The sequence below is a fragment of the Burkholderia paludis genome (genome assembly GCF_000732615.1).
Classification (GTDB): Bacteria; Pseudomonadota; Gammaproteobacteria; order Burkholderiales; family Burkholderiaceae; genus Burkholderia; species Burkholderia paludis.
In genome coordinates, this window is the sequence record NZ_JPGL01000033.1 from 15,984 (window position 1) to 32,584 (window position 16,601).

Annotated in this window: 2 protein-coding genes; both read right to left on the bottom strand. The window is 73.6% G+C overall.

Annotation, left to right across the window (positions count from 1 at the left end; genetic code table 11):
- Nucleotides 1-30: 30 nt before the first annotated feature.
- Entirely contained in the window at nucleotides 31-8,568 is an 8,538-nt protein-coding gene (locus GQ56_RS0121235; RefSeq protein ID WP_052007283.1) for a non-ribosomal peptide synthetase, read from the bottom strand.
- A 59-nt stretch (nucleotides 8,569-8,627) separates the two neighbouring features.
- Nucleotides 8,628-16,565, bottom strand: coding sequence for a non-ribosomal peptide synthetase (locus tag GQ56_RS0121240; protein WP_052007284.1), 7,938 nt, complete (start codon nucleotides 16,563-16,565; stop codon nucleotides 8,628-8,630).
- Nucleotides 16,566-16,601: the final 36 nt, after the last annotated feature.

Here is a 16,601-nt window from a genome sequence, read left to right on the forward strand (position 1 = left end):
TCATGCGGCGGGTCTGGATGAAGGGCGCGCTCACGAGGGCGTCCCCGATTCGGCGGCGGTGCCCGCGCGCAGCCGCGCGGCGGCCTCGCGAAGCACCGCCGGGTGATGGACGATCGCGTCGTGCGTCGTGTCGAGCGCGGCCACCGCGTGCGCGACGCCGGCCGTCAGCGGCGCCCATGCGGCCGCGTCGGCGGGCGACGCGCCGGCGACGTGCCAGACGTCGATGTCGGCATGCAGGCGCGGCGCGCGGCGCGGCATCGCGAGCAGGCGGCGATGCGTGCGCACGACGGCGTCGAGCGTGTCGAGCGTCGCGCGCTCGTCGGCGTCGATCACGCCGGCCGCCTGCGCGGCGTCGAGCAGCGCGTGCGCGTCGCCCGTGCGCGCGGCAGCGGGCAGCGTGTCGAGCGCGGCCGCCCGCCGGGCGGAACGCGGCGCGAGATAGCCGCGCAACGTGTCGACGTCGAGCACGGCTTCGGCCGGATCGACGGCGGCCGGCGCGGGATGCGCGTCGAGCACGCCGAGCCACGCGACCGTTTCGCCCGCGCGTTCGAGCGCCGCGGCGATCTGCGCGGCGAGCAGCCCGCCGAGCGACCAGCCGAGCAGCCGGTACGGGCCGTGCGGCTGCGCGGCGCGGATCCGCTCGACGTAATCGGCGATCCACGCGTCGAAGTCGGCCGGCTGCCATGCGGAATCCGTGTAGCGCGGCGACTGCACGCCGATCGCGCGCACGTCCTGGCCGAGCGCGGCCGCGAGCGGCGCGTAGCCGTTCACGAGACCGAAGCCGGGATGCACGCAGAACAGCGTGTCGCGCGCGCCGGGCGCGTCGTTCAGGGCGACAAGATTGTCGGGCCAGCTTGCGCCGGCCCCGTCGAGCGCGGCCGCGAGTTCGGCCGGCGTGCGCCGCACGAACAGCAGCTCGAGCGGACACGCGCCGGCGCCGGCCGCGCGCAGTTGCGCCATCACGCGCATCGCCGCGAGCGAATCGCCGCCGATCTGGAAGAAGTCGTCGTCGATGCCGACCGGCACGCCGCCGAGCACGCGTTGCCAGATGTCGACCACGCGCCGCTCGCTCTCGGTGCGCGGCGCGCGCGGCTCGCCGAGCGGCGCCGCATCGGCCGCGCAGCCCTGTGCGAGCGCACGGCGATCGAGTTTGCCGTTCGGCGTCTGCGGCAATGTGTCGAGCACCCGCCAGACGGTGGGCACCATGTGCGCGGGCAGCGCGGCCGCGGCGGCGGCCTGCCAGCCGGATGCGGCGTCGCGCGCATCCGCGGCCGGCACGATGCAGCCCGCCAGACGCGCGACGCGGCCGTCGTCGACCAGCGCAACGGCGGCATCGCGCACGCCGGGCAGCGCGCGCAGCGCGGCCTCGATCTCGCCGATCTCGATCCGGTGGCCGCGCACCTTCACCTGCTGGTCGAGCCGGCCGAGGTAGCGCAGCGCGCCGTCGGCGCCGACGCGGCAGCCGTCGCCCGTGCGATACAGACGCGCGCCGGGCGGCCCGAACGGATCGGGCACGAAGCGTTCGGCCGTCAGCGCCGCACGGCCGAGATAGCCGCGCGCGAGGTTGTCGCCGCCGATGAACAGCTCGCCGGCGCCGCCGGCCGGCACCGGATGGCCGTGCGCGTCGAGCACGCTCAGCGCCGTATGGTCGATCGGTGCGCCCAGCGTGATCGGCGTGGCTGCGTCGACACGCGCGACGCTCGACCACACGGTCGTCTCGGTCGGGCCGTACAGGTTCCACAGCGTCGCGCCGCGTGCGCGCAGCGCGACCGCGAGATCGTCCGCAAGCGCCTCGCCGCCGCACAGCGCGCGGAAGCCCGGCGCCGCGCGCCAGTCGGACGCGAGCAGCAGCTTCCAGCCGCTCGGCGTCGCCTGCATCACCGTCGCGCCCGTCGCGGCCAGCCGCTTCGCGAGCCGTTCGCCGTCGACGACGTCCGCGCGCGCCGCGATCTCGACGCGCGCCCCCACGATCAGCGGCGCATACGCCTCCAGCGCAAAGATGTCAAACGAAGGCGACGTCACCGACAACAGCACGTCGTCGCGCGCGATGCCCGGCGTCGCGAGCATCGAATGCAGGAACCGGTCGAGCGCGCCGTGGCTGATCGCGACGCCCTTCGGGCGGCCGGTCGACCCCGACGTGTAGATCACGTACGCGAGCTGCGCCGCGTGGATCTCGGGCAGCAGGCCGGCGCCGGGCGGCGCCGCGCGCGCGGCGTCGACGTCGATGCATGCGACCCCGTCGGGCAGCGCGCCGCCTTCCGCAAGCCGCGCGCGGCTGTCCGCATCGGTCACGAGGATCGTCACGCCGGCGTCCTCGATCATCAACCGCAGGCGCGCGGCCGGATAGTCGGGATCGAGCGGCACGTAGCAGCCGCCGCTCGCGAGCACGCCGACCAGCGCGACGGGCAGCCGCTCGCTGCGCGCGACGCATACGCCGACGCGCGCCTCGCGCGTGACGCCGGCGTCGAGCAGCCGCTGCGCGATCGCGCGCACCTGCGCGTCGAAGGTCCGGTAGTCGAGTCGCGCGTCGCCGCAGCCGAGCGCGATGCGCGCACCGTCCCGCGCGGCCGTGGCCGCGATCCGCACGGGCAGCGACGCGAATCCGGGCGTCTCGCGCCGGACGGGCGCGGCCGCCGGCGCGTGGCGCACGCCGATCGCGCCGACATGCGCAATTGCGCCGTCGGCCAGTTGCGCGAGCAGGTCGAGGTAGTCGGCCGCGAGCCGCTCGACGGTCGCGCGATCGACGTGCGCGCCATCCCACGCCCATTCGAAGGTCAGCGCGCGGCCGGGCGTCACGCTGAGCGTGAGCGGATAGTGCGTGCGGTTCACCGCCGACGCGGCGCTCACCGCGAGCCCGCTGTCGGGCTGCGCGTCGCGCGGCTCGCCCGTGTCGTAGTTTTCGAAGATGAGCAGCGAATCGAACAGCGCGTCGCCGCTCGCGCCGATCCAGCGCTGCACCTGCGCGAGCGACACGTGCTCGTGCTCGCGCAGCGCCGCGTTCGCGTGCTGGATCTCGCGCAGCCAGTCGGCCGGCGCGGAGGCGGCCGGCACGTCGAGCGTGATCGGCAGGCTGTTGATGAAAAGGCCGAGCATGGTGTCGATGCCGGGCACCTGCGCGTCGCCCGCGCTGCGCCCCGACGTCGTCACGCCGAAGCGGACCGCGTCGCGCCCGCCGCGGCGGGCGAGCAGCAGCGCCCAGCCGGCCTGGATCAGCGTGTTCAGCGTGACCTGCGCCCGTTGCGCGGCCGCGCGCAGTGCGGCTTCCGCGTCGGCCGGCAGCGGCTGTTCGAGATGGAACAGCCCCTGGCGCGGCTGCGCGACGGCGCCCAGCGCGTCCTTCAGCATCACCGGATCGTCAGCCTGCGCGAACCGCGTGAGCCACGCATCGCGCGCGGACGGCTGCGCGGCGAGCCACGCGACGTAGTCGCGATAGCGGCCCGCCGCCGGCAGCCGCGCCGCGCCGTCCGCCCCCGCCGCGTAATGCACGGCGACTTCGTCGAGCAGCCGCGAGCTGCTCCAGCCGTCGGTCAGCGCATGGTGGCTCGTCCAGATCAGGTCGTGCGCACCGTCGGGCCGCTCGAACACGTTGATCCGCATCAGCGGCGCCCGGTCGAGATCGACGCCCTGCGCGAGATCCTGCGCACACCAGGCGTGGATGCGATCCTCGTAGCGCGCGCCGCTGCCGTCATCGCGCGCCGCGTGCCACGTGAACGGCAGGTCGGCCGCGCGATGGACGATCTGCAGCAGCTCGCCGTCGGCGCGATGGCCGAAGGCGGTGCGCAGCACGTCATGGCGGGCGACCGCCGTGCGCCACGCCTGCTCGAGGCGCGTCGCGTCGAGCGCGCCCGTCAGCGTGAGGCGAAGCTGGTTCACGTAGGTGCCGCTGCCCTGGCGCAGTTGCGCGTGGAAGATCAGCCCTTGCTGCAGCGGCGTCGCCGGATAGATGTCGTCGATCTCCGCTAGCGGCAGGCCGAGTGCCGCGAGGCCCGCTTCGTCGAGGCCCGCGAGCGGGAAATCGGCGGCCGTCGCGCCGCGCAGCGCGGCCGCGCAATGCGCGATCAGGCTCGCGAGCCGCGCATCGAACGCCGCCGCGAGTGTGTCGGCGGCCGTCGCGTCGAGCGCGCCCGGCACGTGGCGCCATTCGATCGACAGCGCGCCGTCGACGATCCACGCGTTGAACGACAGCGCGTGCGCGCAGCGGCCGGCCGCGCTGGCCGCGTCGCCGGCATGTTCGCCGGTGGCCAGCCGCATCGGGCCGCGCCGGTCGCCTTCCTGTCCGAACTGGCCCAGGTAGTTGAAGCTCACCTGCGCACGCGGCAAGGCGCGCACCGCCGACCGCTCCGCTTCAGGCGCCAGGTATTCCAGCACCCCGTAGTGCATCCCCTTGTGCGGCACCGCGCGCAACGCCGCCTTCACTCCGGCCAGCGTCCGTGCGCCCTCGCCCTGCGACGCGAACCACACCGGGTAGCGCGTCGTGAACCAGCCCACCGTGCGCGTCAGGTCCGCGCTTTCCACCACGTCCTCGCGGCCGTGCCCTTCCAGTTCCACCAGCACGCCCTGCTCGCCGCTCCACGTCGACAGCGCGTCGACCAGCGCCGCAACCAGCACTTCGTCCACCCGGCTGCGATACGCACCCGGCACGTCCTGGAGCAACGCGCGCGTGCTCGCCGCATCCAGGCTCCGGCGAATCAGCCGGCTCGCGCCCAGCGTCGCGTCCACTTCCGTCAGCGCCGCCGCCAGCGGCAGGCCGCCGCGCGCGCGCCGCGCATCATCCCAACCCGACGTTGGCGACAGTTGCGTGCGCCACGTATCCAGCTCGCCGCGAACCGCGTCGCTCTGTGCGTGCGCCGCCAGCGCGTCGCTCCACTCGCTCCAGCTCATGCTGCGTTCCGGCAGCGCCAGCGGCGCGCCCGACGACACCTGCTCGTAGGCCTGGCCCAGCTCCTCGAGCAGCACCCGCCACGACACCCCGTCCACCGCCAGGTGATGCACGACCAGCAGCAGACGCGACCCGCCTTCCGGCAGGTCGAACAGCGTCGCGCGCCACAGCGGCCCGTGCGCCAGATCCAGCGACGCCTGCACCCGCGCGCCGTGCGACGACAGCGCCGCGCGCCAGTCGCCTTCGCCCGTCAGGTCCACACGTTCCAGCTCGAAACTCTCCTGCGCCGCCACCTGCTGCGTCCAGCGACCCTGCCCGTCGCGCGTGAAGCGCAAACGCAGCGCGTCGTGACGGCTCGTCACCGCGCGCACGGCCGCTGCCACCCGATCGGCAGGCAGGCGCGTATCCGACGCCAGCAGCACCGACTGGTTCCAGTGACGCGGCCCGTCCGGATGCTCGGCGAAGAACCGTTGCTGGATCGGCGTGAGCGGCAGCGTTCGCGCCACGCCGGCCTGGGCCGGCTTGCGCGCGCCGGGCGCCTTCGGCACGACCGGGCGCGCGACGGCCGCGGCCGCCTCGATCGTCGGATGGTCGAACACCTGCTTCGGCGTGAGGCCGAGCCCGGCCTGCCGCGCCTTCGCGATGATCCGCAGGCTCAGGATCGAATCGCCGCCGATCTCGAAAAAGTTGTCGGTCACGCCGATGTCGTCGCGACCCAGCGCCGCCTGCCAGATGCCGAGCAGCGTCGCCTCGGCATCGTTGCGCGGCGCGACCCGCGCGCGGCCGTCGGCCGCGTCGCCCGCCGGCGTCAGCGCGCGACGGTCGATCTTGCCGTTCGGCGTGAGCGGCAGCGCGTCGAGCACCGTGAAGGTGTCCGGCACCAGCGCATCCGGCAGCGTCTGTGCGAGCGCCGCGCGCAGCGTGTCGCCGCGCAGCCCGGCGCCCGTCGCGAACGCATGCAGCTGCACGCGCCCCGTCTCGTCCTCGCGCGCGATCACGACGCCGTCGCGCACGCCCGGCAGCGCGCGCAGGCATGCGCCGACTTCCTCGGGCTCGACGCGGTAGCCGCGAATCTTCACCTGGTCGTCGCGGCGGCCGAGGAACACGAAGCGGCCCTGTGCATCGAGCCGGCCGCGGTCGCCCGTCCGGTAGAGCCGCGCGCCGTTGCCGGCCGGATCGGGCACGAAGCGTTCGGCCGTCAGCGCGGGCCGGCCCTCGTAGCCGCGCGCAACGGCCGCGCCGCCGATGCAGATCTCGCCGCGCGCGCCGTCGCCGGCCGGATTGCCGTGCGCATCGAGCAACGCGACGCGCGCATGCGCGAGCGGCACGCCGAGCGGCCAGCCGGCCGCCGGATCGTCGCTGCGGCGCCAGGTCAGCGCGCCGACCGTCGTCTCGGTCGGGCCGTAATGGTTCAGCACGACGCAGCCGGGCGCGAGCGCCTCGATCCGGTCGAGCAGCGCGGCGCCCGCCGATTCGCCGCCGAGCACGAGGCCGCGCGCCGGCAGCACCTGTTCGGGACGCGCGGCCTGCAGCAGGCCGCTCAGGTGCGACGGCACGATCTTCAGCAGATCGATCCGGTGCCGCGCGAAATACTCGCCGCACGCGTCGGGATCGAAGCTCAGCGCCTCGGGCGGCACGTGCAGCGTCCAGCCGGCCCACAGTGCGCCGAACAACGTCGTGTGACCGAGGTCGGCCGCGGGCGTCGACAGGTACGCCGCGCGCGCGATGCCGTCCGGCAACCGCGCGACGACGCCCTGCAGATACGCCGACAGCGCATCGTGGCTCACCATCACGCCCTTCGGACGGCCGGTCGAGCCCGACGTGTAGATCAGGTAGGCCAGCTGGCCGGGCAGCGGCTGCGCGTCGAGGCCGGCGACGTCGGCCACGTCGGCGGCCGCGCCTTCGGCGTGCGGCGCGACGCGCGCGAGCGACGCGGGACGCCACGCGTCGGCGGCCGCGTCGGCGATCACGCATTGCGCGCCGCTGTCGGTGGCCTGCCAGGCGAGCCGCTCGGCCGGCGCGCCGACATCGAGCGGCACGTATGCGCCGCCCGCGCGCCACACGGCCAGCACGGCCTGCACGAATTCGATGCCGCGCGGCAGCGCGATCGCGACCCGCGATTCACGCCGCACGCCGGCGGCAACGAGCCGCTGCGCGAGTTCGCCCGCGCGCGCCCACAGCGTGCGCCAGTCGAGCGTCGTGACGCCGTCGGACAACGCGTCGCGATCCGGCCATGCGGCGACATGCGACGCGATCCGCGCGACCAGCGCCTGATCCGCGGCCGGCAGCGCGCGTGCGGAACCCGCCGCCGCGGCCGCCAGGCCGAACACGCCGAGCGGTTGCGCCGGATGCGCGACGAACGCGGCGAGCAGCGCGCGAAGCTGCGCGCCGACGCGCTCGATCGTGTCGTGCGAAAAGCGGCGCGTGTCGTAGGCGAGCACGTAGTCGAAGCGCGCGCCCGGCGCGACGATCAGGCTCAGCGGGTACGGGTTGCGCCCGTCAGTGTAGCGCATGCCGGGCTCGGCCGCATCGGCCGCGCCGAGCATGCGCACCTGCAGGTCGCCCGCCCGCGCGCCGCTCGCATCGACCGGATAGTTCTCGACCACGACGATGCTGTCGAACAGCGCACGGCCGCCGTTCGCGACGGCCTGGATGCGCGCGAGCGGCACATGCTCGACCGCGCGCAGCGAAAACGCCTGCGCCTGCAGCGCGCGCAGCCAGTCGCCGAGTGTCTGCGACGCGTTCAGCCGCACGGGCATCGGCACCGTGTTGATGAACACCCCGACCATCGCGTCCATCGCATCGATTTCGGCGGGCCGGCCGGCCGCCGTGACGCCGAATACGGCCTCCTCGCGGTCGGCATGGCGCGCCAGCAGCAGCGCCCACGCGGCCTGCACGACGGTGCCGAGCGTCACGCGCTGCGCCCGCGCGAATTCCGCGAGCGCGGCGGCCTCGTCCGCGTCGAGCCGCACGCGGCGTTCCGCGTAGCGGCGCTCCGCCTGCGGCTCGCCGCTGCTCTCGGGCAGCGGCGTCGGCACCGTCAGGTCGGCGAGCGCGTCGCACCAGCGCGCTTCCGCGGCGCCCGCTTCCTGCGCGCCGAGCCAGCGGCGATAGGCATCGAGGCGCGGCGCGGCCGGCAGCTCACCCACGCCCGCCGTGCGCGCGACGTAGCGCGTCATCGCCTCGCGCAGCACGATCGGCAGGCTCCATCCGTCGAGCTGCACATGGTGCAGGCGCCACACGAACCAGTAGCGCGCGTCGCCGACCCGGATCAGTTGCAGGTCGAGCGATGCCGCGTGCGCGAGGTCGAAGCCCGCGGCGCGGCGCGCCTCCCAGTCGCTCGCGAGCCGCGCACGCTGCTCGTCGCCGGACAGCCCGCGCCAGTCGTGGCACGCGCAGCCGGCGTCCGTCTGCCGGTAGACGATCATCGCGGGCTGCGCCAGCCCTTCCCAGCGGAAATCGGCGCGCAGGATCTCGTGGCGCGCGATCACGTCGCGCCACGCGGCGTCGAACGCCGGTTCGGACACCGTGCCCTCGAATTCGAACACGTACTGCGAGTAATACGGATCGTCAGCGCCGGCCTGCAGCGATTGCGTGATCAGGCCCGGCTGCACGCCGAGCAGCCGGTGCAAGGATTCGATGTTGCTCTTGCGGCGGAAATCCGCTTGCGTCGGGTTGGTTTCGCTCATCGTTAATAAGAATCGTTACCGTTTTGTGTCGGAATGCGCCGCCCGAAGGCGGCGTCGCGTCAGTCGCCGATCTGGTCGAGCAGCGCGTCGAGATCGTCGTCGGCGAGGTCGCTGTCGAAACCGGACGGCGCAGGCTCGTCGGGCAACGGCGCGAGTCCGTCGGGCCGCGCCGCGATCAGCGCGGCGAGCAGCACGTCGAACGCGTCGACGATCGCCGTCGCGTGCGCGGCATCGATCAGCGCCGGCAGGTAGCGCCAGTCGATCGACAGCACGCCGTCGACGACGAGTGCGTTCATTTCCAGTGCGTAATGGCATGCGGCGTCGGCACTCAGCGCGTCGCCGGCATGTTCGCCGGTGGCAAGCCGCATCGGGCCGCGCCGGTCGCCTTCCTGTCCGAACTGGCCCAGGTAGTTGAAGCTCACCTGCGCGCGCGGCATGGCGCGCACCGCCGAACGCTCCGCTTCGGGCGCCAGGTATTCCAGCACCCCGTAGTGCATCCCCTTGTGCGGCACCGCGCGCAGCGCCGCCTTCACTCCGGCCAGCGTCCGTGCGCCCTCGCCCTGCGACGCGAACCACACCGGGTAGCGCGTCGTGAACCAGCCCACCGTGCGCGTCAGGTCCGCGCCTTCCACCACGTCCTCGCGGCCATGGCCTTCCAGTTCCACCAGCACGCCCTGCTCGCCGCTCCACGTCGACAACGCGTCGACCAGCGCCGCAACCAGCACTTCGTCCACCCGGCTGCGATACGCACCCGGCACGTCCTGAAGCAGCGCGCGCGTGCTCGCCGCATCCAGGCTCCGGCGAATCAGCCGGCTCGCGCCCAGCGTCGCGTCCACTTCCGTCAGCGCCGCCGCCAGCGGCAGGCCGCCGCGCGCGCGCCGCGCATCATCCCAACCCGACGTTGGCGACAGTTGCGTGCGCCACGTATCCAGCTCGCCGCGAACCGCGTCGCTCTGTGCGTGCGCCGCCAGCGCGTCGCTCCACTCGCTCCAGCTCATGCTGCGTTCCGGCAGCGCCAGCGGCGCGCCCGACGACACCTGTTCGTAGGCCTGGCCCAGCTCCTCGAGCAGCACCCGCCACGACACCCCGTCCACCGCCAGGTGATGCACGACCAGCAGCAGACGCGACCCGCCTTCCGGCAGGTCGAACAGCGTCGCGCGCCACAGCGGCCCGTGCGCCAGATCCAGCGACGCCTGCACCCGCGCGCCATGCGACGACAGCGCCGCGCGCCAGTCGCCTTCACCCGTCAGGTCCACACGTTCCAGCTCGAAACGCTCCTGCGCCGCCACCTGCTGCGTCCAGCGACCCTGCCCGTCGCGCGTGAAGCGCAAACGCAGCGCGTCGTGACGGCTCGTCACCGCGCGCACGGCCGCTTCCACCCGATCGGCCGGCAGGCGCGTATCCGACGCCAGCAGCACCGACTGGTTCCAGTGACGCGGCCCGTCCGGATGCTCGGCGAAGAACCATTGCTGGATCGGCGCGAGCGGCAGCGGGCCCGCGATCTCGCGATACGCGCGCGCCACGGCCTGCTCCGGCACGCGCTGCGCGAGCGCGGCGATCGTCTGGTGCTCGAACAGCTCGCGCACCGTCAGCATCAGGCCGTCGGCGCGGGCGCGGCTGATCGCCTGGATCGCCTGGATCGAATCGCCGCCCAGCGCGAAAAAGTTGTCGTCGACGCCGATGTCCGCGCGGCCGAGCACGTCGCGCCAGATCGCCAGCAGCCGCGCTTCGCGCGCATCGCGCGCGGCGGCGGGTTCATGCGTCGTCGCGACCGGCTCGATCCGCGGCTGCGGCAGCGCGCGTTTGTCGACCTTGCCGTTCGGCGTGAGCGGCAACGCGTCGAGCACGACGACGGCGGCCGGCATCATGTACGCGGGCAAGCGCAGGGCGAGCGCCGCATGCAGCGCGTCGCCGGCCGCGTCCGCCACCGCGTACGCAAACAGCTTGCGGTCGTCGCCGGTCCCGCCGACGATCGCGACCGCCTCGCGCACGCCCGGCAGCGCACGCAGCGCGCCTTCGACTTCGGGCAGCTCGATCCGGTAACCGCGCAGTTTCACCTGGCGGTCGTCGCGGCCGAGATAATCGACCGCACGCGCCGGATCGCCCGCGCGCACGCGGCACAGGTCGCCGGTCCGGTACAGCCGCGCACCCGGCGCGCCGAACGGATCGGGCCTGAAGCGTTCGGCGGTCGCCGCCGGGCGGCCGAGATAGCCGCGCGCGAGCGCCTCGCCGCCGAGGCACAGCTCGCCCGCCGCGCCGTCCGGCATCGCATTCCCGGCCGCGTCGAGCACATAGGCCGCGCGCCCCGGATACGGCGTGCCGATCGTCACGACCGGCGCATCCGCATCGGCCGCGCCAGTGTGGCGGCTCAGCGCCGAGATCGCGGCTTCGGTCGGGCCATAGGTGTTCTCGAAACGCACGCGCCCCATCGGGCTTGCGAACCAGCGCGCCAGCGCCTCGCCGTTCAGCGCCTCGCCGCCGACCGTGACGAGCCGCATCGCGGCCGGGTCGGCCGGCAGGTCGCGCAGCCATTGCTGCCAGAACGCGGTCGGCAGATCCGCGACCGTGACGGCCTCGTCGCGCAGCACCGCGTTGAATTCCGGCCAGCTCCACAGGTCGGGGCCGCGCAGCACGACGCGCGCGCCGACCGTCAGCGCGGGCAGCAGCTGTTCGAGCGACGCGTCGAAATTGATCGTCGAGAACTGCAGCACGCGGTCGGCCGCGTCGATGCCGAAGCGCACGAGCATGTCGTCGACATGCACCGACAGCGCCGCATGCGTCATCGCGACGCCCTTGGGCTTGCCGGTCGAGCCCGACGTGTACATCACGTAGGCGAGCTGCAGCGGGTGCGGATCGTGCGGCGGCGCGGCCGGCAGCGTGGCGTCGGCGAGATCCTCGACCACGTGCAGCGTGAGCCCCGCGAGCACGTCGCGCAGTTGCGCGGCGCTCGCGCGGTCGACCACGACGTGCGCGATGCCCGCATCCTCGACGATCTGCGCGAGCCGTTCGACCGGATATCCGGGATCGAGCGGCACGAACGCGGCGCCCGCGCGCCAGATGCCGAACAGCGCGGCGACCATCGACGGCGAACGCGCGACGCACAAGCCGACGCACGTATCGACGCCGGCGCCGGCCGCCCGCAACGCGGCGCCGATGCGCGCGGCGCGCGCATCGAGCGTCGCGCGGTCGAATTCAGCCTCGGCCGGCGTGGCCGGCGAACGCAGCGCAATCGCGCCCGGCTGCGCTTGCGCCTGTTCGAGCACGCGCGCGGGCACCGACCGGTACGGACGCGCGGCGGCCGCGCCGGCCGGCACGGCGAGCGGAAGCGCGCCGAGCGCGCACGCGGGCGCGTTCGCGACGAATCGCGCACACGCGACGAAGTGATCGGCGAACGCATCGATCGTCGCCGCATCGAGCACGTCGGTCGCATAACCGAACGACAGCCGCAGCGCATCGCCCTGGTCGGTCACGTCGAGCATCAGGTCGAACTGGGCGGTCTCGCCGCCGAGCACCGGCAGGTCGAGCGCATCGACGGTGATGCCCGACAGCGTCGCGAACTGGCCCGGCGGCACGACCTGCAGGTTGAACATCGCCTGGAACAGCGGCGTGAGCCCGAGATCGCGCTGCGGCTGCAGCGCGTCGACGAGCTGCGCGAACGGCACCGACGCGTGCGCCTGCGCGTCGAGCACGGCGGCGCGCGTCTGCGCGAGCAGCGCGTCGAACGGCTGGTCGGCCGCGACGTCCGCGCGAATCACCAGCGTATTGATGAAGAAGCCGATCAGCGACTCGGTCTCGAGCCGCTCGCGGTTCGCGACCGGAATGCCGATCCGCAGATCGGACTGCCCGCTGTAGCGATGCAGCAGCGCTTCGTAGCACGCCAGCAGCAGCATGAACAGCGTCGTGCCGTGACGTTGCGCGGCATCGCGCAACACGCGCGCGTCGGCGCCGTCGAGCCGGCGAATGCTGCGTGCGCCCGCGCCGGTGCGCTGCGCGGGACGCGGCCGTGCGAGCGGCAGCGCGAGCACGGGCTGTTCGTCGCCCGCGAGACGTTCGAGCCACCACGCGAGATCGGTCTCGCGCACGCCGCTCGAGCGTTCCCAGTACGCGTGATCCGCGCACTGGATCGGCAACGGCGGCAGCACCGGCTCGACGCCGCGCCGCGACGCCTCGTAGCACGTGCACAGCTCGTCGATCAGCAGGTTCATCGACCAGCCGTCGGACACGATGTGATGCATGACGACCGCGAGCACGTGCTCGTCGGGGCCGGTCGACAGCAGCGCCACACGCAGCAGCGGCCCGTGCTCCAGATCGAACGGCTCGCGCACGCAGGCGCGCAGCGTGTCGGCGAGCGCGTCGGGCGCCACCGCCCCGGCGCGCCACGCATAGCGGACGTCGGCGCCGATGCGCTGCACCGGCCGGCCGTCGACCGCGACGAACGTCGCGCGCAGCGCGTCGTGACGCGCGACGATGCGATCGAACGCCGCGCGCAATGCGCCCGCGTCGAGCGCGCCCTTCAGGCGCACCGCGCCCGGCACGTGATAGGCGGGGCTGTCGGGCTCGAGTTGCCACAGCACCCACATCCGTTCCTGCGCGAGCGACAGCGGCGCGTCGTCGGTATCGGGACGCCGCGCGATCGGCGCGGGCGTGTGCATCGAGCGCACCGCGCCGTCCGGGCGGGCCGCCGCGTCGCCGTGCTTCAGCCGCGCGATTTCCGCCGCGCAGTCGCGCAGCACGGGCAGGTTGAATACCTGTTGCAACGGCAGCGCGACGCCGAGCCGTTCGCGCACGCGCGCAACGACCTTGACCGCGCTCAGCGAATGACCGCCCAGTGCGAAGAAATCGTCGGCGGCCCCCGGCGCGGCGCTGCCGAGCACGTCGCGCCAGATCTCGGCGAGCGCGATTTCCGCGGGCGTCGACGGCGCGACATGTTCGCGCGCGCCGGCCGATGCGACCGGCTCGGGCAGCGCGCGCACGTCGAGCTTGCCGTTGAGCGTGAGCGGCAGCGCATCGACCTGCATGAACGCGGCCGGCACCATGTGCGCGGGCAGCCGCTCGGCCGCGAACGCACGCAGCGCGCCCGTGTCGAGCGCCGCGCCGACCCAGTACGCGACGAGCCGCTTGCCGCCCTGCGGATCGGCGCGCGGCACCACGACGACCGAGCGGATGTCCGGATGCGTCGCGAGCACGGCCTGGATTTCGCCCGGCTCGATCCGGAAGCCGCGAATTTTCACCTGCGCGTCGTTGCGGCCGACGTATTCGAGTTCGCCGTCGGCATGGCGCCGCGCGACGTCGCCCGAGCGATACAGGCGCGCACCGGGCGGGCCGAACGGATCGGGCACGAAGCGCTCGGCCGTGAGCGCCGCGCGGCCGAGGTAGCCGCGCGCGAGGCCGGCTCCGCCCACGCACAGTTCGCCGTACACGCCGAACGGCGCGGGGTTCAGGTCGGCGTCGAGCACCTGCAGGCTCAGGTCGGCGATCGGCTCGCCGATGAAGCTCGGCGCGTGCGCACGGGTCGCGTCGGCCAGCGCGATGTCGCGCGCGGTCACGTGCACGGTCGTCTCGGTGATCCCGTACATGTTGACGATGCGCGGCGCGCGCGGGCCGCGCCAGGCGAGCCAGCGCGCGAGCGACGACGGCTCGAGCTTTTCGCCGCCGAAGATCACGCAGCGCAGGTCGGGCAGCGGCGCGTCGAGTTCGAGTTCGGCCTGCGTGAGCGGCAGGAACGCGGACGGCGTCTGGTTCAGCACGGTGACGCGCGCGTCGCGCAGCAGCGCATGGAAATCGCGCGGCGAACGCGCGACCCAGACCGGCACGATCACGGCGACGCCGCCGTACGACAGCGCGCCGAACAGTTCCCAGACCGAGAAATCGAACGCATAGGAATGGAACACGCTCCATGCGTCGTCCGGGCCGAAGCCGAAGTCCGCATGGGTCGCGTCGAGCAGGCGCACGACGTTGCGATGCGTGACGCCGACCCCCTTCGGCCGGCCGGTCGAGCCCGACGTATAGATCACGTAGGCGAGCTGGTCCGGCTGCGGATCGGGCAGCGCGAGCGTCGCGGGCGCCGTGGCGGCGCGCACGTCGTCGTCCGACACGACGATGCAGTCGAGCCCCGCGAGCAGCGCCGCGAGGCGCGCGTGCGATGGCGCATCGACGACGACACGGCGAATGCCCGCATCCTCGACGATGTAGCGCAGCCGTTCCGGCGGATACTCGGGATCGAGCGGCACATAGGCGCCGCCGCTCGCGAGCACGCCGTACAGCGCGACGGGCAGCACCGCCGTGCGCTGCACGCAAACGCCGACGCGCTCCTCCGCACCGACGCCCGCGCGCACGAGCCGCGCGGCAAGTGCGCGCACCGCGCCGGCGAGCTGCCGATAGTCGAGCTGCGCATCGGCCGCATGCACCGCGCGCGCATCGGGCCGTTCGCCGGCCATCGAGAACATCCGTTCGGCGAGCGACACGAACGGCCAGTACAGCGGCGCCCGCGACGGGGCCGCCGCACCGACCTGCAATCTGCCGAGCGCGATTCCGCCCGCCGCGCCGACGATCTGGTCGACGAGGCTCGCGTAGTCGTCCGCGATGCGCGCGACCGTCGCGTCGTCGAACACGTCGGTCGCATAGATGAACGCGCACTCGATACCGCGCGCGTCGTCGCGGATGTCGAGCGTGATGTCGAAACGCGCGACGGGCGCGTCGGCGCGCCACTCCGACGCGCGCAGCCCCGGCAGCGACGGCAGCCCGTCGCCCGCGACCTCGAGCAGGTTGAACATCGCCTGGAACACCGGCGTCGTGCCGGGCACGGGGGCCGGCCGGAGCGCCTCGACGACGCGCGCGAACGGCACCGACTGATGCGCGAGCGCGCCGGCGATGCGCTGCTGGATCTGCGCGAGCAACGCATCGAAGGTCGTCGCGCCGTCGAACGTCGCATCGACGACGATCGTGTTGACGAAGCAGCCGATCAGGTCGGCCGTCTCCGCGCGCTCGCGATTCGCGAGCGGCATGCCGATGCGCAGCGTGCGCTGGCCGCTGTGACGCGCGAGCAGGATCGCATAGATCGCGAGCAGCACCGCCGACACGGTCGCCCGGCGCTCGCGCACGAACGTGCGCAGCGCCTGCGTGCGTGCGGCGTCGAATGCGCGCACGACGCGCGCGCCGCGCGTGTCGCGCACGCCGTCGCGCGTGCGGTCGTACGGCAACGCGAGCGGATCGAGCGGCTCGCCGAGCCGCTCGCGCCAGTAGTCGAGATCCGCCGTTTCGCGCGCGGCGTCGCGCCATTCGCGCTGCCACACGACGCAGTCGCGAAACTGCACGGGCAGCGGCGCATGCGCCGCGGCGCCGTCCGCATAGGCCAGTGCGAAATCGCGCACGAGCACGCTCATCGACCAGCCGTCGGAGATCACGTGGTGCATCGTCAGCAGCAGCAGATGCGCGTGCTCGCCGAGCGCGACGAGTGCAATTCGCCACAACGGGCCTTGCTCGAAGTCGAACGGCCGGGCGGCGAACGTTTGCGCGAACGCGGCGACGCGATCGGCCGGCGCGATACCGTCCGCGCCCCGCAAGTCGTGGTACTCGCAATAAGCCGCCGCAGTGGCGCGATCGAACGCATCGACGACCTGCGCGGCTTCGCCGTCATGCTCGACGATGCGCGTGCGCAGCGTCTCGTGGCGCTCGACGAGCGCCGCCACGGCCGCCGCCGCCCGCGCGACGTCGAGCGGACCGTCGAGGCGGACGCCGCCGCTCATGTGATACGCCGCGCTGTCGGGTTCGAGCCGCGACAGGAACCACAGCTGGGTCTGGCTGTCGGAGAGCGGCGCGTGCGCCGTCGACGAGGCGATCGGCACGATCGGAAGCTGCGCGGGATCGATCCGCAATTCGCCGACGCGGGCGCGCAGCAGCGCCCGCTTGTCTTCGGGCAGCGACGCATAGCGCAGCGAGATCGCGTGACGATCGGGAGCGGCGGCGGCCGCGGATTCCTGGGCGGATGGCTGATTCATGATGGCGTCGTGAAAAGCATCTGTGACATGCCGCGC

Excerpts from the sequence above, each read along its gene's own strand:
- GQ56_RS0121240 (WP_052007284.1), bottom strand. The coding sequence starts at position 16,565 with ATGAATCAGCCATCCGCCCAGGAATCCGCGGCCGCCGCCGCTCCCGAT.
- GQ56_RS0121235 (WP_052007283.1), bottom strand. The coding sequence starts at position 8,568 with ATGAGCGAAACCAACCCGACGCAAGCGGATTTCCGCCGCAAGAGCAAC.